This is a genomic window from Streptomyces sp. NPDC002671, assembly GCF_053592475.1.
In genome coordinates this window covers 159,873-177,592 of record NZ_JBSFVU010000019.1, presented here as the reverse complement: position 1 = coordinate 177,592, position 17,720 = coordinate 159,873, and the positions used below count along the sequence as shown (strand labels likewise).

Annotated in this window: 20 protein-coding genes; 13 read left to right on the top strand and 7 right to left on the bottom strand. The window is 71.9% G+C overall.

The window, feature by feature from the left end:
* Positions 1-13: 13 nt before the first annotated feature.
* Together ACWD35_RS28055 and ACWD35_RS28050 are read left to right on the top strand one after the other, a co-directional pair.
* Positions 14-1,024 (top strand): EamA family transporter, encoded by a 1,011-nt coding sequence (locus ACWD35_RS28055; protein ID WP_451354116.1) that lies wholly within the window; start codon positions 14-16, stop codon positions 1,022-1,024.
* Between the two features lie 191 nt (positions 1,025-1,215).
* The gene (locus ACWD35_RS28050) at positions 1,216-2,160 is read left to right on the top strand and encodes a DMT family transporter (protein WP_451354086.1); all 945 of its coding nucleotides are present in this window, start codon (positions 1,216-1,218) and stop codon (positions 2,158-2,160) included.
* A gap of 11 nt (positions 2,161-2,171) precedes the next feature.
* On the opposite strand, the gene ACWD35_RS28045 is transcribed toward ACWD35_RS28050, so the two are convergent.
* Positions 2,172-2,858 carry a pyridoxamine 5'-phosphate oxidase family protein gene (locus ACWD35_RS28045; RefSeq protein ID WP_451354085.1) on the bottom strand — a complete coding sequence of 229 codons (687 nt, stop codon included), beginning with the start codon at positions 2,856-2,858 and terminating at the stop codon, positions 2,172-2,174.
* Positions 2,859-2,905: 47 nt separating this feature from the next.
* Here ACWD35_RS28045 and ACWD35_RS28040 point away from each other — a divergent pair, with 47 nt between their 5' ends.
* Positions 2,906-4,237 (top strand): aminotransferase class I/II-fold pyridoxal phosphate-dependent enzyme, encoded by a 1,332-nt coding sequence (locus tag ACWD35_RS28040; RefSeq protein WP_451354084.1) that lies wholly within the window; start codon positions 2,906-2,908, stop codon positions 4,235-4,237.
* On the opposite strand, the gene ACWD35_RS28035 is transcribed toward ACWD35_RS28040, so the two are convergent.
* Entirely contained in the window at positions 4,234-5,175 is a 942-nt protein-coding gene (locus ACWD35_RS28035) for a DMT family transporter (protein WP_451354083.1), read from the bottom strand. The two genes, ACWD35_RS28040 and ACWD35_RS28035, sit on opposite strands and share 4 nt — an antisense overlap.
* Before the next feature lie 74 nt (positions 5,176-5,249).
* Between ACWD35_RS28035 and ACWD35_RS28030 the strand changes: the two genes are divergently transcribed.
* Positions 5,250-6,152 carry a LysR family transcriptional regulator gene (locus tag ACWD35_RS28030; protein WP_451354082.1) on the top strand — a complete coding sequence of 301 codons (903 nt, stop codon included), beginning with the start codon at positions 5,250-5,252 and terminating at the stop codon, positions 6,150-6,152.
* A gap of 6 nt (positions 6,153-6,158) precedes the next feature.
* Here the strand turns inward: ACWD35_RS28030 and ACWD35_RS28025 are convergent, their stop codons facing one another.
* Positions 6,159-6,626 carry a pyridoxamine 5'-phosphate oxidase family protein gene (locus ACWD35_RS28025; protein WP_451354081.1) on the bottom strand — a complete coding sequence of 156 codons (468 nt, stop codon included), beginning with the start codon at positions 6,624-6,626 and terminating at the stop codon, positions 6,159-6,161.
* Between the two features lie 96 nt (positions 6,627-6,722).
* Between ACWD35_RS28025 and ACWD35_RS28020 the strand changes: the two genes are divergently transcribed.
* Positions 6,723-7,367, top strand: coding sequence for a cysteine hydrolase (locus ACWD35_RS28020; protein ID WP_451354080.1), 645 nt, complete (start codon positions 6,723-6,725; stop codon positions 7,365-7,367).
* On the opposite strand, the gene ACWD35_RS28015 is transcribed toward ACWD35_RS28020, so the two are convergent.
* Complete coding sequence (locus ACWD35_RS28015; RefSeq protein WP_451354079.1) at positions 7,354-7,767, bottom strand: Rieske (2Fe-2S) protein; 414 nt, start codon at positions 7,765-7,767, stop codon at positions 7,354-7,356. The two genes, ACWD35_RS28020 and ACWD35_RS28015, sit on opposite strands and share 14 nt — an antisense overlap.
* 185 nt (positions 7,768-7,952) lie before the next feature.
* Here ACWD35_RS28015 and ACWD35_RS28010 point away from each other — a divergent pair, with 185 nt between their 5' ends.
* The 7 genes from ACWD35_RS28010 (at position 7,953) to ACWD35_RS27980 (ending at position 14,067) form a co-directional block, all read left to right on the top strand.
* Positions 7,953-8,717: a HipA family kinase gene (locus ACWD35_RS28010; protein ID WP_451354078.1), complete on the top strand. Its 765-nt coding sequence runs from the start codon at positions 7,953-7,955 to the stop codon at positions 8,715-8,717.
* Positions 8,714-9,163 (top strand): DUF3037 domain-containing protein, encoded by a 450-nt coding sequence (locus ACWD35_RS28005; RefSeq protein WP_451354077.1) that lies wholly within the window; start codon positions 8,714-8,716, stop codon positions 9,161-9,163. Before ACWD35_RS28010 ends, ACWD35_RS28005 begins: the two co-directional genes overlap by 4 nt.
* Positions 9,164-9,310: 147 nt before the next feature.
* Positions 9,311-10,072: a 3-oxoacyl-ACP reductase FabG gene (gene fabG, locus ACWD35_RS28000; protein ID WP_451354076.1), complete on the top strand. Its 762-nt coding sequence runs from the start codon at positions 9,311-9,313 to the stop codon at positions 10,070-10,072.
* Positions 10,073-10,093: 21 nt separating this feature from the next.
* The gene (locus ACWD35_RS27995) at positions 10,094-10,855 is read left to right on the top strand and encodes an SDR family oxidoreductase (RefSeq protein WP_451354075.1); all 762 of its coding nucleotides are present in this window, start codon (positions 10,094-10,096) and stop codon (positions 10,853-10,855) included.
* Positions 10,856-11,066: 211 nt separating this feature from the next.
* Positions 11,067-12,644, top strand: a complete 1,578-nt coding sequence (locus ACWD35_RS27990; RefSeq protein WP_451354074.1) for an ABC transporter substrate-binding protein — start codon at positions 11,067-11,069, stop codon at positions 12,642-12,644.
* A gap of 98 nt (positions 12,645-12,742) precedes the next feature.
* Positions 12,743-13,426 (top strand): uracil-DNA glycosylase, encoded by a 684-nt coding sequence (gene ung / locus ACWD35_RS27985; RefSeq protein ID WP_451354073.1) that lies wholly within the window; start codon positions 12,743-12,745, stop codon positions 13,424-13,426.
* Positions 13,427-13,551: 125 nt separating this feature from the next.
* The gene (locus ACWD35_RS27980) at positions 13,552-14,067 is read left to right on the top strand and encodes a hypothetical protein (RefSeq protein WP_451354072.1); all 516 of its coding nucleotides are present in this window, start codon (positions 13,552-13,554) and stop codon (positions 14,065-14,067) included.
* 39 nt (positions 14,068-14,106) lie between these two features.
* On the opposite strand, the gene ACWD35_RS27975 is transcribed toward ACWD35_RS27980, so the two are convergent.
* Positions 14,107-14,577 (bottom strand): hypothetical protein, encoded by a 471-nt coding sequence (locus ACWD35_RS27975; RefSeq protein WP_451354071.1) that lies wholly within the window; start codon positions 14,575-14,577, stop codon positions 14,107-14,109.
* A gap of 115 nt (positions 14,578-14,692) precedes the next feature.
* Positions 14,693-15,205, bottom strand: a complete 513-nt coding sequence (locus tag ACWD35_RS27970; protein ID WP_451354070.1) for a DinB family protein — start codon at positions 15,203-15,205, stop codon at positions 14,693-14,695.
* 120 nt (positions 15,206-15,325) lie between these two features.
* On the opposite strand from ACWD35_RS27970, the gene ACWD35_RS27965 reads away from it, so the two are divergent.
* Positions 15,326-16,237, top strand: coding sequence for a Gfo/Idh/MocA family protein (locus ACWD35_RS27965; protein ID WP_451354069.1), 912 nt, complete (start codon positions 15,326-15,328; stop codon positions 16,235-16,237).
* Here ACWD35_RS27965 and lnt read toward each other — a convergent pair.
* Entirely contained in the window at positions 16,155-17,720 is a 1,566-nt protein-coding gene (gene lnt / locus ACWD35_RS27960; protein ID WP_451354068.1) for an apolipoprotein N-acyltransferase, read from the bottom strand. The genes ACWD35_RS27965 and lnt overlap by 83 nt on opposite strands.

The window sequence follows — 17,720 nt, the reverse complement described above, 5'->3', positions numbered from 1 at the left end:
TGTGCCGGTGCGTATGGATGAGAGCAGTCAGGGCAGCAGCGGGAAGGGCGTCGGGCTCGGTCTCGCGGTCGCCTCGGCGCTGGCCTTCGGTGGGTCCGGGGTGGCGGCCAAGCCGCTGATCGAGGCGGGGCTCGACCCGCTGCACGTGGTGTGGCTGCGGGTGGTCGGCGCCGCCGTGGTCATGCTTCCGCTCGCCGTACGGCACCGCTCCCTACTGCGCGAACGCCCGGCGCTGCTTGCCGGGTTCGGACTGCTTGCCGTGGCCGGCGTCCAGGCCTGCTACTTCGCCGCGCTCTCCCGCATCCCGGTCGGCGTGGCGCTGCTCATCGAGTACCTGGCGCCCGCCCTGGTGCTCGGCTGGGTGCGGTTCGTGCAGCGTCGGCCCGTGACGCGCGCCGCCGCGCTCGGTGTCGTCCTCGCGGCCGGCGGTCTGGCCTGCGTGGTGGAGGTGTGGTCGGGGCTGAGCTTCGACGCACTCGGCCTGCTGCTCGCGCTGGGCGCCGCCTGCTGCCAGGTCGGCTACTTCGTCCTGTCCGATCAGGGCAGTGACGCGGGCCACCGGGCGCCGGACCCGCTCGGCGTCATCGCCTACGGCCTGCTCGTCGGCGCCGCCGTGCTCACGGTCGTCGCCCGCCCCTGGACCATGGACTGGTCGGTGCTGACCGGCTCCGCGGACCTGAACGGCACCGCCGTCCCGGCGTTCGCGCTGCTCGCCTGGATCGTCCTCGTCGCCACGGTCATCGCGTACATCACCGGCGTGCTCTCCGTACGGCGGCTGTCTCCGCAGGTCGCGGGGGTCGTCGCCTGCCTGGAGGCGGTCATCGCGACCGTGCTCGCCTGGGTGCTGCTCGGCGAGCACCTGTCCGCGCCGCAGGTGGCCGGTGGCGTGGTCGTGCTGGTCGGCGCGTTCATCGCCCAGTCCTCGACCCCCGCCCAGTCCGCCGCGGAGCCGGTCGCGACGGGCGGCCCGGACCGGGAGCGGTCCGGCACCAGCCAGTTGTCCGCCCAGGACACCGCCGCGTAAGGTGCTGATCATGGCTTTGCGCGCACTCGTCCTTCCGCCCCCGGCCGCCTGAGGCGGGCCTCCGGAACCACATGCCTGGCGCGCACGCGCCCGGCCGGACGGTGCTGCCCGCAGATGAAGTCCGCGCGCCCCGCCACAGCGGGTCGCCCTCGAACTTCCGCACTTCTGTGCGCTTCTGCGGAGAGATTCCCTTGTCGAACACTGTTTCAGGCCTGCCCGTCGGGCGCGGCCTGCTCTACCTGATCATCACCGGTGCCGCCTGGGGCACCGCCGGCGCCGCCGCCTCCCTGGTCTACCGGACCAGTGACATGGGGGCGTTCACGCTCTCGTTCTGGCGCTGCGCCATCGGACTCGTCCTGCTGCTGGCCGGCCGCGGGCTGCGCCCGCGCGTCCGACCGGCAGCGGCCGAACCCCTGCGCCGCAGGGCCGCGAAGGCCGTCGCAACCGGCCTCGCCCTGGCCGTCTTCCAGACCGCCTACTTCGCGGCCGTGGGGTCGACCGGGCTCGCCGTGGCCACCGTCGTCACCCTCGGTGCCGGTCCCGTACTGATCGCGCTCGGCGCCCGGCTGCTGCTGGGGGAGCGGCTGGGCCTCGGCGGTGTCCTCGCGATCGCCGGGGCGCTCGCCGGGCTGGTCGTGCTGACCCTCGGTGGCTCGGGCGCGTCCGTCCGCCCGGCGGGCGTGCTCCTGGCTCTGCTCTCGGCGGCCGGATACTGCGCGATGACTCTGCTCACCCGCTGGTGGGGCTGCGACGGCTCGGCCGACGCCTCCGACACCACCGTCTGGGCCTTCGCGGTGACGGGCCTCGTCGTGCTGCCGCTCGCGCTGCACGAGGGGCTGCTCCCGCACACCGCCCACCCGGCCCGGCTGCTGTGGCTCGTCGTGTACATCGCGGCGGTGCCGACAGCCCTCGCGTACGCCCTGTACTTCGCCGGAGCCGCCGTCGTACGGTCCGCCACCGTCTCCGTGATCATGCTGCTGGAGCCGGTGACCGCCGCCGTGCTCGCCGTCGCCCTGCTCGGCGAACACCTCACCACGGCCACCCTGACCGGCACCCTGCTGATGCTGGGCGCGGTCGCGGGCCTCGCCGTGAGCGAGGCCCGCGGAGGTGGACACCGGGCGCCGGTTCCCGTGTAGCTCCTACCGGGTCAGCGCAGGTAGTCCGGGAGTCCGACCCCGGGCGCCAGGTCGGCGTTGGCGACTGGGGCGTCGTATCCCTTGCGGAGCGGGACGACACCGGCCCAGTACGGCAGGGAGAGGTCCTCGGGCTCGTCGTTCGCGCCGCCCGTGCGCAGCTTGGCGGAGACCTCGTCCAGGTCCAGGCGGATCACCGCGGTGGCGGCCAGCTCCTTCTTGTTCGCGGGCCTGGAGTCGGCGGCCCGGCCCGGAACGACGTGGTTAACCAGCGCGTCCAGGGCCAGCCGCCGCTCCTCGGGGTCGGTGACCTCGTGAGCGATGCCGTGCACCACGACCGAGCGGTAGTTGATCGAGTGGTGGAAGGCGGAACGCGCCAGCACCAGCCCGTCCACGTGGGTGACCGTCAGGCACACCGGCAGGCCCGGGTCGGCCTGGCCGGTCATCCGCAGCGGGCGCGAGCCCGTGGACCCGTGGACGTAGAGCCGCTCGCCGACCCGGCCGTACAGGGTCGGCAGCACCACGGGGGCGCCGTCGCGCACGAAGCCGAGGTGGCAGACGTAGCCCTCGTCGAGTATCGCCTGCACCAACTCCCGGTCGTACGACGCCCGTTCCGCCGAGCGCGTCGGCACGGTGCGGTCGGTCGGGGTGTAGGCGACGGACTCCGGCTGCGTCGCGCTGGTCTCCCTGGTCCCCTGCATGGTGTCTCTCCTGGCGATCTTTATTGCACTAGTGCATAATTGCGTTTGTGCTAGGAGAGTATCCGATTCAAGGGCGTGGCGCAGCGGAGATTGCCGCCAGCGTGGAGCGTGCGGTCGGCAGCGGTGAGCTGCAGCCGGGCCAACCGCTGCCTCCCATGCGGGAGTTGGCGGACCGGCTCGGGGTGAATCCCAATACGGTCGCGGCTGCCTATCGCATCCTGCGCGAGCGCGGGGTCATCGAGACCGCCGGGCGCCGGGGCAGCCGGGTGAGGTCCAAACCGGCCACCACCGGGCGCGAGGAACTGCGCGTGGAGGTCCCCGCCGGCGGGCGGGACCTGTCGGCCGGTAACCCCGACCCCGCTCTGCTGCCCCGCCTGGCCGCCGCCTTCGCCGCGGCGGCACAGGCCGGGGACCGGGAGCCCGTCCTCTACGGCGACGACCCGGTCGACCCGGACCTCGCCCGCCTCGCGCGCGCCGACCTCGACGCCGACGGTGTCCCGGAGGGGCCGCTGGCCGTCACCTCAGGCTCCCTCGACGCCGTCGAGCGGCTCCTGCTGGCCCACCTCAAGCCGGGCGACGCGGTCGCAGTCGAGGACCCCGGCTGGGGCAGCGCCCTGGACCTCGTCCCCGCGCTGGGGCTGCGCACGGTCCCGGTGGGCGTCGACGACGAGGGGCCCCGCGCCGACGACCTGCGCCGCGCCCTGGAGTCCGGCGCCCGCGCAGTGATCGTCACCGACCGCGCGCAGAACCCCACCGGCGCCTCTGTCAGTGCGACGCGCGCGCGAGCCCTGCGCGCGGTGCTGCGCGAGCACCCGCAGACCCTGCTGATCGAGGACGACCACGGCCACGGCATCGTCGACCTCCCGCTCCACCCCCTCGCGGGCGTCACCCGCCACTGGGCCCTCGTCCGCTCCGTCGCCAAGGCCTACGGCCCCGACCTGCGGCTCGCCGTCCTCACCGGCGACCCCGTCACGGTCGACCGGGTGCGGGGCCGGCAGCGCCTGGGCCCGGGCTGGGTGAGCCGGCTGCTCCAGCGCGCGGTGGTCCGGCTGTGGGCCGACGGTGCGGTGGACCGCGCGGCGGTGGCGGCGGCGTACCGCTCTCGCAGGCAGGCCCTGATCGACGCCCTCGCGGATCACGGCGTCGCCGCCCACGGCCGCAGCGGCATGAACGTCTGGATCCCCGTCCCCGACGAAACGGGCGCCCTGGCCCGCCTCCTCCAGTCGGGCTGGGCGGTGGCCCCGGGGGCCCGCTTCCGCATCGGCAGCCCACCGGGCATCCGCATCACGGTCTCGACGCTCACCCCGGAGGACATCGCGGCTCTGGCGGAGGCGGTGGCGGCGGCGGTGAGACCGTCTCCGGCGCGGACGTACGGCTAGGGAGCCTTCGGCTTCACCTGGGTGAGCGCTGCCCCCGCGAGCACGATCACCGCTCCCACCGGCGTCGTCCAGCGCAGCGTCTCCCCGAGAATCGCCACGCCCGCCGCCGTGGCGATGACCGGGATGAAGTACGTGACCATCTGGGCGGTGGTCGGCCCGACTTCGGCGACCAGCCCGTACTGGACGAGCATCGCCAGCCCGGTTCCCAGCGCCCCCAGCGCGGTGATCGCCAGCAGTGGAACGAGCGAGACATGCGTGGGAAAGCCGGCGAACAGCGCGGTCACCACGGTCAGTTGCGCCGTGGCGAGCAGCAACTGCCCGCCCGTCATCGACAGATGGGAGTTGCCCGTACCGGCCAGCGTGCGCCGGACGTAGATCCAGCCGATCGGGTAGCTCAGCGAGGCCAGCAGCGCCATCGCCGTACCCGTGGCGTCCAGCCCGTGGAACCCCTGCCAGGCGCCGAGCACCGTGAGCACCCCGAGGAAGCCCAGGCCGAGGCCGGCGACGCGCACCCGGGTCGGCCGGTCCTCGGAGAGGGCGACCAGGGACAGCGCCATGCCCCACAGGGGGGACGTGGCGTTGCAGATACCTGCCAGCGTGGACGGGATCGTCAGCTCCGAGTAGGCGAAGAGGGAGAACGGCAGGGCGTTGAGGAAGAATGCCGCGACCGCCATGTGGCCCCACAGGCGGGCCCCGCGCGGCAGCCGCTCCCGCTTCACGGCCATCGCCGCCACCAGGACCGCCGTACCGAACACCAGTCGCCCGAGAGTGACCTGGAAGGGCGCGTACCCCTCCGTGCCCACCTTGATCAGCAGGAAGCTGAAGCCCCAGATCAGGGACAGCGCGCCGAAGCGGAGCCGCCAGTCGAGGCGGGGACGGGCGCCGGGGCGGGTGGGCGCGGCGGGGGACTGGGTCCGGGGTGAGGTGACGGTGCTCATGGTTTCAACAATGCTGGATGCAACCTCGTAGCACAATCGAGATCTATCACTGAGTACCTCGTAGAATCACTTACATGTTGAATCTGGAGCGCCTGCGCACCCTGGACGCCCTGGCCCGGCACGGTTCGGTCAGCGCCGCCGCGGACGCGCTGCACGTCACCACGTCCGCGGTCTCGCAGCAGCTGGGCAAGCTGGAGCGCGAGGTCGGTCAGCAGCTGCTCGCCAAGAACGGCCGAGGCGTGCGCCTCACGGACGCCGGACGGCTGCTGTCCGAGCACGCCGCGCGCATCCTCTCCCAGGTGGAGCTCGCCCAGTCCGACCTGGAGGCGCACCGCGGGCAGGTGGTCGGTGAGCTGCGGCTGTCCGCCTTCCCCACGGCCGCCCGCGGCCTGTTCCCCACCGCTCTGGCGGCCCTGCGGGCCCGGCATCCGGCGCTGCGCGTGCGCTCCAGCGAGCTGGAGCCGGAGAACGGCATCGCCGGAGTCGTCCGCGGCGACCTCGACCTCGCGGTCGTCCTCGACTGGTACAACAAGCCGATGCCGGTCCCGGACGGTCTCGTCAAGGCCCCCCTGCTGGACGATCCCGCCGACGTGGCGATGCCGCTGGGCCACCGGCTCGCGGGCCGGGACGAGGTGGACCTCGGGGAGTTTGCCGAGGACGAGTGGATCACCTGGGGCGAGGGCGAGTTCTGTCACGAGTGGCTGATGTTCACGCTGCGCTCGCGTGGCATCGAGCCCATCATCGGCCACCGCGCCGCCGAGACCCACACCCAACTCGGGCTGGTCGCCGCTGGGTTGGGCGTGTGCATCGCTCCGGTGCTGGGCCGCCACCCGGTGCCCGAGGGGGTCGTCATGGTCCCGCTCAAGCAGCGCGTACGCCGCCATGTGTACGTCGTCTGGCGCGCCGACGCCGACCGCCGCCCCTCGATCCGCGCGGCGGTCGAGGCCCTCCGGGAGGCGGCGGTGTCGGTGGGCTGAACCGCCTTACAGGGAGCCCAGCTTGCGGAAGTCCCAGGAGACGACCTTCTCCGGCGTCAGCCGTACCCAGGCGTGCCGGCCGTCGTGCGGCAGCTCGTCGATGCCGAAGTTCTTGCGCGCGAACAGCGTCTCCACCGTGTCGAGTTCGGCGCACAGCTCACCGGTGCGCGGTGCCTCACCCACGAACTCCACCCGCCCGGACAGCTCGACCCCGCGCAGCTGGTCGTACTCCTCGCCCGAGTCGACCACGACGGCGATCCGCGGATCCCGGCGCAGCTGGGCCCAACGCCTGCTGCGCACCACCGAGTACAACCAGAGCGAGGTGCCGTCCCAGGCGAACCACAGCGCGCTCACATGCGGCGTGCCGTCCGCCGAGACGCTCGCGACCCGGCAGGTGCGCTGGGTCGCGAGGAACTCGTCCAGCTCGCCGGGGGTCATCATGATCTTCCGGCCACGGCGCTGAGTGACGGTCATGCGGCTCCTCTTCTCTCACGTCATGCCAGAGAACTATCGTGTCGTGGTGATCCTCTGACATCACGTCAGAAAAGGGAACGGGCTCAGGGAGGCGTCATGCCGTCGCGCGAGCAGCTCAGCGAGATCCTCGACCCCACGACCACCGTGCTGCTCACCGTGGAGTGCCAGCAGGGTGTCGTCGGACCCGACAGCGCGCTGCCCGAACTCGCCCGCGAGGCACGTTCGTCCGGTGCCCTGCACAACGTGGCGCGACTGGTCGCCGCCGCGCACAACAGGGGCGTACAGGTGATCCACGCGATCGCCGAGCGCCGCCCGGACGGGCGCGGAGCGAACGGCAACGCCCGCCTGTTCCGCGCCGCCGAGCGGCTCCCCGTCCAGCAGCTGACCGGCACCTCGGCGACACGGGTGGCCCCGCCGATCGAGGTCACCGAGGAGGACTTCGTCGTACGGCGGCTGCACGGACTGTCCCCGATCCACGGCACCGACGTCGACGCCCTGCTGCGCAACCTCGGCTGCCGCACTCTGATCGTCACCGGCGTCTCGGCCAACGTGGCCGTGCCCAACGCGGTGTTCGACGCCGTCAACCTCGGCTACACCGCCGTCGTCCCGGCCGACGCCGTCGCCGGGGTGCCCGCCGACTACACCCCTGCGATGATCCGCCACACGCTCTCCCTGGTCGCCACGATCACCACCACCGACGAGGTCCTCGGCTGTCTCGAACGGCGGCTCAGGCGAGCGTGATCTCGTCGCCGGAGACGGTGATCTTCGCCGCGGGCAGCGGCTTGGTCGCCGGACCGTGCTGCACGCTGCCGTCCGCGACGGAGAAGTGACTGCCGTGGCACGGGCAGACGATCGCGCCGTTCGCCACGCTGCTCACCGCGCAGCCCTGGTGGGTGCACCGGGACGAGAACGCCTTGAACGTGCCCGCCGTCGGCTGGGTGACCACCACACCCTGGTCCTTGAAGATCTTTCCGCCGCCCTCCGGGATGTCCGAGGTCTTGCCGAGCGCGCTCCCCGAGGAGCCGGAGCCGGAGCCGGAACCGCAGGCGGCCAGGGCGGCGGCGAGCCCCGCCGCTCCTGCCGCCGCCACGACGGTACGACGGGCCGGTCCCGCCGAGGGGTTGAGCGAAGAGCTGGTCATGAAGGGGCTCCCTTCCGCGGAGCGTTTCGTGGTCCGTCCAGGGGTACGGGCTGCCGGAACCGCCCGTTCAGACGGGCACCCGGATCCTTGCCGGGCGGGCATGCGACGGCCGTGAGCCGAAGCTGTACGTCAGGTGTCACGCTCAGCCGTCGGCCGAAGCCCGCCCCCGCCAGTAACCTGGGGCGATGCTCAAGGAAGTCACCGCGACCCGCTACATCACGCCCCTGCGTGAGGGCGGCTCGCTGCCGGGGCTCGTCGAGGCCGACGACTTCGGGACCTACGTCATGAAGTTCACCGGCGCCGGACAGGGCCGCAAGACACTCGTCGCCGAGGTCGTCTGCGGCGAACTCGCCCGCCGCCTCGGATTCCGGATGCCCCGGCTGGTCACCGTCCAGCTGGACGCCGTGCTGGGCCTGGGCGAGCCCGAGCAGCAGGTGCAGGAGCTGCTGCGGTCCAGCGGCGGCACCAACCTCGGCATGGACTTCCTCTCCGGAGCCCTGGGCTTCGACCCGCTCGCCTTCCCGGTGAGCCCCGAGGAGGCCGGGCGGATCGTCTGGTTCGACGCCCTCATCAACAACGTCGACCGCTCGTGGCGCAACCCCAACCTCCTCGTGCACCGCGGCGAGCTGTGGCTCATCGACCACGGCGCCACGATGATCTGGCACCACAACTGGCCCTCCGCCGAGGCCTCCGCGGCCCGCCCCTACGACGCCTCCGACCACGCCCTCGCCCGCTTCGCCCCGGACGTCGCCGCCGCCGCGGCCGATCTGGCGCCCCGGGTCACCGAGGACCTGCTCGCCGAGGTCACCGCCGAGATCCCCGACGTCTGGCTCGCCGGCGAGCCCGGCTTCGACACACCGGACGAACTGCGGCGGGCCTACGCGCGGCCTCTGCTCGCGAGGGCGGCCGTCATCGCCGAGCGCATCAACGGCATCGAGGAGGGCAAGTGAGCGAGACCCACATCCACATGGCCGGACATGTCGCCGAGCGCCACATCACCCGGGCCGGCCAGGGCGGCGACCGGGACGTGTTCGAGTACGCCCTGCTGCGCGTCGTACCGCGCGTGGAGCGCGGGGAGTGCATCAACGCCGGCGTGGTCGTCTACTGCCGCGCCCGCGGCTACGTCGGCGCCCGCACCCACCTGGACGAGGCCCGGCTGCTCGCCCTGGACCCGGCGGCGGACGTGGTCGGGGTGCGTGCCGCGCTCGGTGCCATCGAGCGGCACTGCGCGGGCGGGGCGGAGGCCGGACAGGCGGCCGGCGACGACGCGGGGCGCCGCTACCGCTGGCTGGTCGCGCCACGCTCCACCATCGTCCAGCCCGGACCCGTGCACACCGGACTCACCACCGACCCGGCGGCCGAGACGGAGCGTCTGCTGGACCTCCTGGTGAGGTAATGGATCACAACGCCCGGTGGTGCCGTTGACACCGGGTGCCAGGGCTTCTAGCGTCACGTGTGCTGAAGGTACTAAGCGGTCGCTCACCGCACATCGGGTCCCTCCAAGGACCACGACAGGTTCTCTCTAGGGCGAGGAGAAGCAGCAATGTCCACCACTGAACAGCGGGTCGCGGTAGTCACCGGCGCGGCGCGCGGCATCGGCGCCGCCACCGCCGTACGACTGGCCGCCGAGGGTCGCGCGGTCGCCGTGATCGACCTGGACGAGGCCGCCTGCAAGGACACCGTCGAGAAGATCACCGCGGCCGGCGGCAAGGCCATTGCGGTCGGCGCCGACGTCTCCGACGAGGCGCAGGTCGAGGCGGCCGTCGCGCGGATCGTCGAGGAGCTGGGCGCCCCGACCATCCTCGTCAACAACGCGGGCGTGCTGCGCGACAACCTGCTGTTCAAGATGAGCGTCTCCGACTGGGACACCGTCATGAACGTGCACCTGCGCGGCTCCTTCCTGATGGCCAAGGCCGTCCAGAAGCACATGGTCGACGCGGGCTTCGGCCGGATCGTCAACCTGTCCTCCTCCTCGGCGCTCGGCAACCGCGGCCAGGCCAACTACTCGGCCGCCAAGGCGGGCCTCCAGGGCTTCACCAAGACCCTCGCCATCGAGCTGGGCAAGTTCGGCGTCACCGCCAACGCCGTCGCCCCGGGCTTCATCGCCACCGAGATGACCAAGGCCACCGCCGACCGCGTCGGCATGGGCTTCGAGGACTTCAAGAACGCCGCCGCCACCCAGATCCCGGTGCAGCGCGTCGGCGAGCCCGAGGACATCGCCAACGCCGTCGCCTTCTTCACCGGCGAGGCGGCCGGTTTTGTCTCCGGCCAGGTGCTGTACGTCGCCGGCGGACCGCTCAACTAAGGATCCTGGGGAAACACCGACATGACTGAACTCCCGGAGCTGTCCGGCAAGGTCGCGCTCGTCACGGGCGCGAGCCGCGGCATCGGCTACGGCGTCGCCGAGGCCCTGGTCGCCCGCGGCGACCGCGTGTGCATCACCGGCCGTAACGAGGACGCCCTCAAGGAGGCCGTCGACAAGCTCGGCGCCGAGCGCGTCATCGGCGTGGCCGGCAAGGCCCACGACCTCGCCCACCAGGCCGAGGCCGTCGAGCGCACCATGGAGGCCTTCGGCCGGGTCGACTTCCTGATCAACAACGCGGGCACCAACCCGGTCTTCGGGCCGATCGCCGACCTCGACCTGGACGTGGCGCGCAAGGTGTTCGAGACCAACGTGATCTCGGCGCTCGGCCTTGCCCAGAAGACCTGGCACGCCTGGCAGAAGGAGAACGGCGGCGCGATCGTCAACATCGCCTCGATCGCGGGCCTCGCGCCCTCGCCGTTCATCGGCGCCTACGGCGTCAGCAAGGCCGCGATGATCAACCTGACCCAGCAGCTCGCACACGAGTTCGCCCCGAAGGTACGGGTCAACGCGATCGCCCCGGCCGTCGTGAAGACCAAGTTCGCGCAGGCCCTGTACGAGAACCGCGAGGAGGAGGCAGCCGCCGCCTACCCGCTGGGCCGCCTCGGCGTACCCTCCGACATCGGCGGGGCCGCGGCCTTCCTCACCTCGTCGCAGTCCGACTGGATCACCGGTCAGACGCTCGTCGTGGACGGCGGGCTCTTCCTCAACGTGGGCGTGGGCTGATCGTCCGCTCTGATCGTCGGTTTCCGGGCGCCGTTTCCGGCGGAACGGCGCCCGGAGAGCCGTACAAGATCCACACGGCGGAACGACAGCACGATGACAACGTCGTCATAGCGAAATCGATCAAGAACCCCTGTTCCGGGGGAGGTTCAGGGGGCCGGACGCTGCGGTATGGTCTGCCGACCCTTGGTACGGCAGATCGAGGAGCGTGCGCGTGTTCAACCGGAACCGATTCCTGCGGAGAGTCGCGGCGATCGCGTCCATATCCCTGGTGACCGGATGCAGCCTGCTGTCCGACGGCGACTCCGGCAACAAGGGAACGATCGTCGTGGGGACCACCAGCGCCCCCAGCACGCTCGATCCGGCCGCGTCCTGGGACGGTTCCTGGGAGCTGTTCCGCAACATCTACCAGACGCTCCTCGCCTACCCGAACGGCGCCACCACCCCCCAGCCCGACGCCGCAAAGAGCTGCTCCTTCACCGACGCCGGCAGCCGCACCTACCACTGCAAGCTTCGCGACGGCATGAAGTTCGCCGACGGCGACCCGCTGAACGCCAAGGCCGTCCAGTACTCCATCGACCGCATCCGCGCCATCAACGCCCCCGGCGGCCCGGCCGGGCTGCTCGGCAGCCTGGACAGCGTGCAGACGATCGGGGACCGCGAGGTGGTCTTCCACCTCAACAAGTCCGACGCCACCTTCCCCTTCGTGCTGGCCACCCCGGCCATGTCGATCGTCGACCCGGACGACTACCCCGCACACTCCCTGCGCAAGGACGGCAAGGTGTTCGGCTCCGGGCCGTACACGCTGCAGGCGTACACGGAGGGCAAGCAGGCCGTCCTGACCCGCAACGACAACTACCAGGGCTTCGCCGACCGGCAGAACAAGGGCGTGGTCATCCGCTACTTCCAGGACTCGGCCAGCATGGTCAGCGCGCTGCGCGCCAAGCAGATCGACGTCACCTACCGCGGACTGGCGGCCAACGACATCATCGCCCTCCAGCGGCACGGCAACAGCGATCTGCAACTGGTCGACGGTGTGGGCACCGACATCAGCTACCTGGTCTTCAACCCCAAGGACCCGTGGGCCGCGCGACCCGCCGTACGCAAGGCGGTCGCCCAGCTCGTGGACCGGGGCGCGATCGCCCACAAGGTCTACAAGGACACCGTGGACCCGCTGTACTCGATGGTCCCCAAGGGGCTGACCGGGCACACCACCGGCTTCTTCGACGATTACGGCGACCCGAGCGTCTCCAGGGCCCGCAAGATCCTCTCCGACGCGGGCATCAACCAGCGCGTCCCGCTCACCTTCTGGTACACCACCGACCGCTACGGCTCCGAGACGGCCGAGATGTTCAAGGAGCTGAAGCAGGAGCTGGACGGCTCGGGCCTGTTCACGATCACCCTCAAGAGCCGTCCCTGGAAGACGTACGTGGTCGGCTACCAGAAGGGCGAGTACCCGGTGTTCGGCCGCGGCTGGTTCCCGGACTACCCCGACGCGGACAACTTCATCGCGCCGTTCGTCGGCCAGAACAACGCGCTCGGCACGCCCTACCCGTCCAAGGAGATCACCGACCACCTGCTGCCCCACTCGCGCAGCGAGAGCGACCGCGCCAAGGTCGTGAACGACCTGGAGACGGCCCAGCAGATCATGGTGAACGACGCCCGGCTGATCCCGCTGTGGCAGGGCCGGCAGTACATCGCGGCCAGCGACGACATCTCCGGCGGTGAGCAGGCCCTCGACCCGTCGACGATCATGATGATGTGGACGCTGCACCGCAAGACCAGTTGGTGAGCCGCCCGTCCGGCACGCGTTGTCAGTGGTCGCCTGTAGGTTCTGAACCCTGGAAGTGACCGCACGCCGTAGTTGATCGACACCGTGAGGACGTTGACGTGACCGACATCGCCATGCTGCCCGAGTCCTGGCGCGGGGTTCTGGGCGACGAACTGCAGCAGCCCTACTTCAAGGAGCTGACCGAGTTCGTCGAGGAGGAGCGGGCGAAGGGCCCTGTCTACCCGCCGCGCGAGGAGGTCTTCGCCGCGCTGGCGGCGACGCCGTACGACAAGGTCAAGGTCCTGGTCCTCGGCCAGGACCCGTACCACGGCGAAGGCCAGGGCCACGGCCTTTGCTTCTCGGTGCGCCCCGGTGTGAAGACCCCGCCCTCCCTGCGGAACATCTACAAGGAGATGCAGGAGGAGCTTGGCCTGCCCGTGCCGGACAACGGCTATCTGATGCCGTGGGCCGAGCAGGGCGTGCTGCTGCTCAACGCGGTGCTCACCGTCCGGGCCGGCGAGGCCAACTCGCACAAGGGCAAGGGCTGGGAGAAGTTCACGGACGCGGTGATCCGCGCGGTGGCCTCCCGGCCGGACCCGGCGGTCTTCGTGCTGTGGGGGAACTACGCGCAGAAGAAGCTCCCGCTGATCGACGAGACCCGTCATGTCGTGGTCAAGGGCGCGCACCCCTCGCCGCTGTCCGCGAAGAAGTTCTTCGGCTCCCGCCCGTTCACGCAGATCAACGAGGCGATCGCCCAGCAGGGCCACGACCCGGTGGACTGGCGCATCCCGAACCTGGGCTGACGGGCCCGCGGCGGCCTCGTTTCGTACGGGGCCGCCTGCCCGGGTTTGCCGGTGCCGCCGGTTAGCGTCGGGTGACACAGTCGGCGAGACGGCCGGCTACTGCTGACGACGGCCCGGAGGACGCGGTGGCGGAGCGACAGGAGCAGGCGGCACTGGACGACGTGCTGACGCGCATCGGACAGGTCGTGATGCTGCACCACGGCGGCGACCGCGAGGAGGCCCGGCGCCGCTTCCTCGAACTGTGGGCCGAGATCGGCGAGGAGGGCGCCCCGCTGCACCGCTCCACGCTGGCCCACTATCTCGCCGACACCCAGGACGACCCCGAGGACGAACTCGCCTGGGACCTGCGGGCGTTGTCGGCGGCGGAGGAACTCACGGACGGCCGTGGCGGCGACCCGCTGACGGTCCGGGGCTTCTACCCCTCCCTGCACCTCAACCTCGCCGCCGACTACGTGAAGCTCGGCCGCCTGGACGCCGCCCGCAGCCATCTGCACCGCGCCCGCCGCGCCTCGGACTCCCTGCCCGACGACGGCTACGGCAATGGCGTCCGGGCCGCGATCGACCGCCTGGAGCTGCGCCTGAGCGAGGACGGCCCCCTGGGCGGCGACAACTGGGGGCCGCCGCGGCAGCGGCCCAGCTGAGAGCGGGCCGCACGGGGCGTCCCGTCCGTCCCACCGGCCTCAACGCCCGTACGTCTGCTCGCAGATGACCGCCTCGGGGCTGTCCTTCCGCCAGCCGCCGTACTGCCTGCCGAGGGCGCACACGTCCGGGGCCTTCGGCACCGGCTGCGGCAGGTCCGGAGCCTGGACGGGCGTCCTGCGAGGGTCGTCCGGGCGCGGCCGGGGGCGCGGCGCTGCGGGCGGGGCCGGCGGGCGGCGCGTGACCGGCGGCGCGTCCGTGGGCCGGTGCGCGGCGGTCGGCTCGGGGTGTTCCGGGTGCCGGGACGGGCCGACCATCTCCAGCGCCTCGCGGGCCGGTGCCTGCACCACCCGGGGCTCCGCGCTGCCGTCCGGCCGGGGTGCCGTCGGCTGTGAGGGCACGGTGTCCGGCGGGGGACCGGGGGCCGCCGGTCCCGGAACCGTCACACAGCCGGAGAGGGCCGAGACGGCCACGGTGAACAGGAGCGCTGCGGTGGTCGTCGTTCGATGCACCCGCGCCACTCTGCTGGGTCGGCCCCCGGCCCCGCACCGCCAATCCGAGGTTGATGCCCCGCACGGGTGATCTCGTGCCCCGTACGGAGGGGCTTCGAGGCGCGACGGGTGACGTTCAGTCGCCGGTGGCGCCGTCGATCCGCTCCCGGATCAGGTCGGCGTGGCCGTTGTGCCGGGCGTACTCCTCGATCATGTGGGTGTAGATCCAGCGGAGGTTGAAGGGCTCGTCGCTGGACCTGCTCCGCCCCGTGGAGAAGTCGTCGAGCGTGAGGCCGGCGGTGTTGCGGCGAGCCGTCTCGATCTCGGCCTGCCAGGTGGCGTACGCCTCGTCCCAGGTGTCGGCCTCGGTGAAGTGGAAGTCGCCGTCCGGGTCTTCCTCGGTGCAGTACAGCACCCCAGGGTCCTCGCCCCGCAGTATCTCGTGGAACCAGAACCGCTCGACCTCCGCCATGTGCCGCACCAGGCCCAGCAGCGACAGCTCGGAAGGCTCGATGGAGGCGGTCCGCAGCTGGACCTCGGTCAGGCCGTCGCACTTCAAGGCGAGAGTCTGCCGGTGATAGTCAAGCCACCCCTCCAGCATGGTGCGTTCGTCGGCGTTGAGAGCGGGCTCGTCCCGCTTGATCGTCATGCCCGCATCCTCGCAACACCGCGCCGGGTATCACCAGCGGATATTCCGACGGGATCGCCGACTGACGACCGCCGTATGCTGCCGGGAAGACACACGCAGGCACACGGCAGGGGAGCGCACGTGAAGGTCGGCTGCATCGGACTCGGGGACATCGCTCAGAAGGCCTACCTGCCGGTGCTGAGCACCCAGCCGGGGATCGACCTCCACCTGCACACCCGCACGCCCGCCACCCTCGACCGCGTCGCCGACTCCCTGCACCTGCCCGCCGACCGGCGTCACGCCACCCTGGACTCCCTGCTCGCCGCCGGCCTCGACGCGGCCTTCGTGCACGCGCCCACCGTCGTCCACCCCGAGCTCGTCACCCGGCTGCTGGAGGCGGGCGTACCGACCTACGTCGACAAGCCGCTCGCCTACGAACTCGCCGACTCCGAGCGGCTGGTGGAGCTGGCCGAGCGGCGCGGCGTCTCGCTGTTCGTCGGCTTCAACCGCAGGTACGCCCCCGGGTACGCGCAGTGCCTGGAGCACCCGCGCGAGCTGATCCTCCTGCAGAAGAACCGGATCGGCCTGCCCGAGGACCCACGCTCGATGGTCCTGGACGACTTCATCCACGTCGTGGACACCCTGCGCTTTCTGGTGCCGGGTCCGGTCGACGACGTGACCGTGCGCGCCCGCACCGAGGCCGGGCTGCTCCACCACGTCGTGCTCCAGCTCGCCGGGGACGGCTTCACCGCGCTCGGCGTGATGAACCGGCTCAGCGGCTCGGCCGAGGAGATCCTGGAGGTCTCCGGGCAGGACACCAAGCGCCAGGTGCTCAACCTCGCCGAGGTGATCGATCACAAGGGGCAGCCGACCGTGCGCCGGCGCGGCGACTGGGTGCCGGTGGCCCGGCAGCGCGGCATCGAGCAGGCCGTCCTCGCGTTCCTCGACGCCGTGCGCGCGGGCAAGGTGCTCAGCGCCCGTGACGCGCTGGCGACCCATGAACTCTGCGAGCGGGTGGTACGAGCGGTGCTGGAGCGCTCCGGCGCAGCCTGAGCGCCCGCACCCCCTCGCCCGCGCCCAGCGCGGCCAGCACCAGCAGTGCGCCGTGCACCGGCCAGTCGCCGTAGCGGACGTACGGCGTGATGCCGTGCGCGAGCGGTACCTCGTAGACGCGGGCGGCGCTCGCGCCGGTGCCCAGCCACGGGCCGAGCCGCTGCCCGCTCGGGCCGTACACGGCCGACACTCCGGTCAGGGTGGCGTGCACCATCGGGCGGCCGGTCTCGGCGGCGCGCAGCGCGGCCAGCGAGGCGTGCTGCTCGGGGGCCCAGCTGTGCTGGAAGGTCGAGGTCGCGGACTGGCCGAGCAGGACGTCGGCGCCGTCCTCGGCAAGGTGCCGGCTCATGTCGGGGAACGCGGTCTCGAAGCAGATCAGCGGGCCGATGCGCAGCCCGTGTCCGACGTTCATCACGACCTGTTCGGTGCCGCGCCTGCGGTCCTCGCCGGCGGCCTTGCCGACCGAGGTGGCCCAGCCGAGCAGTGAGCGGGCGGGTATGTACTCGCCGAAGGGCACGAGCCGCATCTTGTCGTACCGGTAGCCGGTCAGGCCGCTCGGGCCGACCAGCACCGAACTCTTGTAGATGCCGGGCCGGTCGGAGCGGCGGGCGTCCACGTTCACCAGCACATCGGCGCCGACCGTGCGGGACAGCGCGGCGATCCGCCGGGTCAGATCGGGCCGGTCGCCCAGATCGAAGCCGACGCTGGACTCGCCCCACACGACCAGGTCGACGTGCTGCCCGGCCAGCTGCCGGGTCAGCTGCTCCTCGCGGTCGAAGCGCTTGTCGCCGCCGTCCATGATTCCCGGCTGTACGACGGCGATCCGCACCTGCCCGTCCACCTGCGGGCGGGGCGCCCAGACCCAGGCGGCCGAGGTCGCGGCGGCCGTGGCCACCAGGGACGCCAGGGCGGGCATCCGGGACTCGCGCACGGCAATCAGCGCCGCCACCGCCACGTTCACCGCGACCACCAGGAAGCTGAGCAGCCACACCCCGCCGACCGAGGCGAGCCGCAGCGCCGGCGCCACCTGCCACTGGCTGGCGCCGAGCATGCCCCACGGCCCGCCGAGCCCCTGCCAGGAGCGGACCAGCTCGATCATCAGCCACGCCGAGGGCAGCACGAGCAGCGCGGCGGCGCCCCGCGCGGCCGAGGGCACCCCGCCGAGGAACCTGCGGACCAGCCAGCCCCAGGGCGCCCAGACCACGCCGAGCAGCGCGGCTATCAGGAAGATGAACACGTGCAGGCTCGGCAGCAGCCAGTGATGCACCGCCACCATGAACCCGAAGCCGCCGCACCAGCCGTCGTACGCGGCACGCCGGCCGGTCGGCGCCGCGCGGGCCAGCAGGATCCAGGGAACCAGGGCGACGTAGGCGAACCACCACAGTGACGGCGCCGGGAAGGCGAGGACGGGCGGGGCGCCCGCCAGAGCGGCCACCGACGAGCGTCGCCACGGGGAGGTCAGCCAGCGGTCGAACGTCGTCAT

Bases quoted from the DNA above. Each gene is read 5' to 3' on its own strand.
- ACWD35_RS28055 (WP_451354116.1), top strand. From the start codon at position 14: ATGGATGAGAGCAGTCAGGGCAGCAGCGGGAAGGGCGTCGGGCTCGGT.
- ACWD35_RS28045 (WP_451354085.1), bottom strand. From the start codon at position 2,858: ATGCAGGGGACCAGGGAGACCAGCGCGACGCAGCCGGAGTCCGTCGCC.
- ACWD35_RS28035 (WP_451354083.1), bottom strand. From the start codon at position 5,175: ATGAGCACCGTCACCTCACCCCGGACCCAGTCCCCCGCCGCGCCCACC.
- ACWD35_RS28030 (WP_451354082.1), top strand. From the start codon at position 5,250: ATGTTGAATCTGGAGCGCCTGCGCACCCTGGACGCCCTGGCCCGGCAC.
- ACWD35_RS28025 (WP_451354081.1), bottom strand. From the start codon at position 6,626: ATGACCGTCACTCAGCGCCGTGGCCGGAAGATCATGATGACCCCCGGC.
- ACWD35_RS28020 (WP_451354080.1), top strand. From the start codon at position 6,723: ATGCCGTCGCGCGAGCAGCTCAGCGAGATCCTCGACCCCACGACCACC.
- ACWD35_RS28015 (WP_451354079.1), bottom strand. From the start codon at position 7,767: ATGACCAGCTCTTCGCTCAACCCCTCGGCGGGACCGGCCCGTCGTACC.
- ACWD35_RS28010 (WP_451354078.1), top strand. From the start codon at position 7,953: ATGCTCAAGGAAGTCACCGCGACCCGCTACATCACGCCCCTGCGTGAG.
- fabG (WP_451354076.1), top strand. From the start codon at position 9,311: ATGTCCACCACTGAACAGCGGGTCGCGGTAGTCACCGGCGCGGCGCGC.
- ACWD35_RS27995 (WP_451354075.1), top strand. From the start codon at position 10,094: ATGACTGAACTCCCGGAGCTGTCCGGCAAGGTCGCGCTCGTCACGGGC.
- ACWD35_RS27970 (WP_451354070.1), bottom strand. From the start codon at position 15,205: ATGACGATCAAGCGGGACGAGCCCGCTCTCAACGCCGACGAACGCACC.
- lnt (WP_451354068.1), bottom strand. From the start codon at position 17,720: ATGACGACGTTCGACCGCTGGCTGACCTCCCCGTGGCGACGCTCGTCG.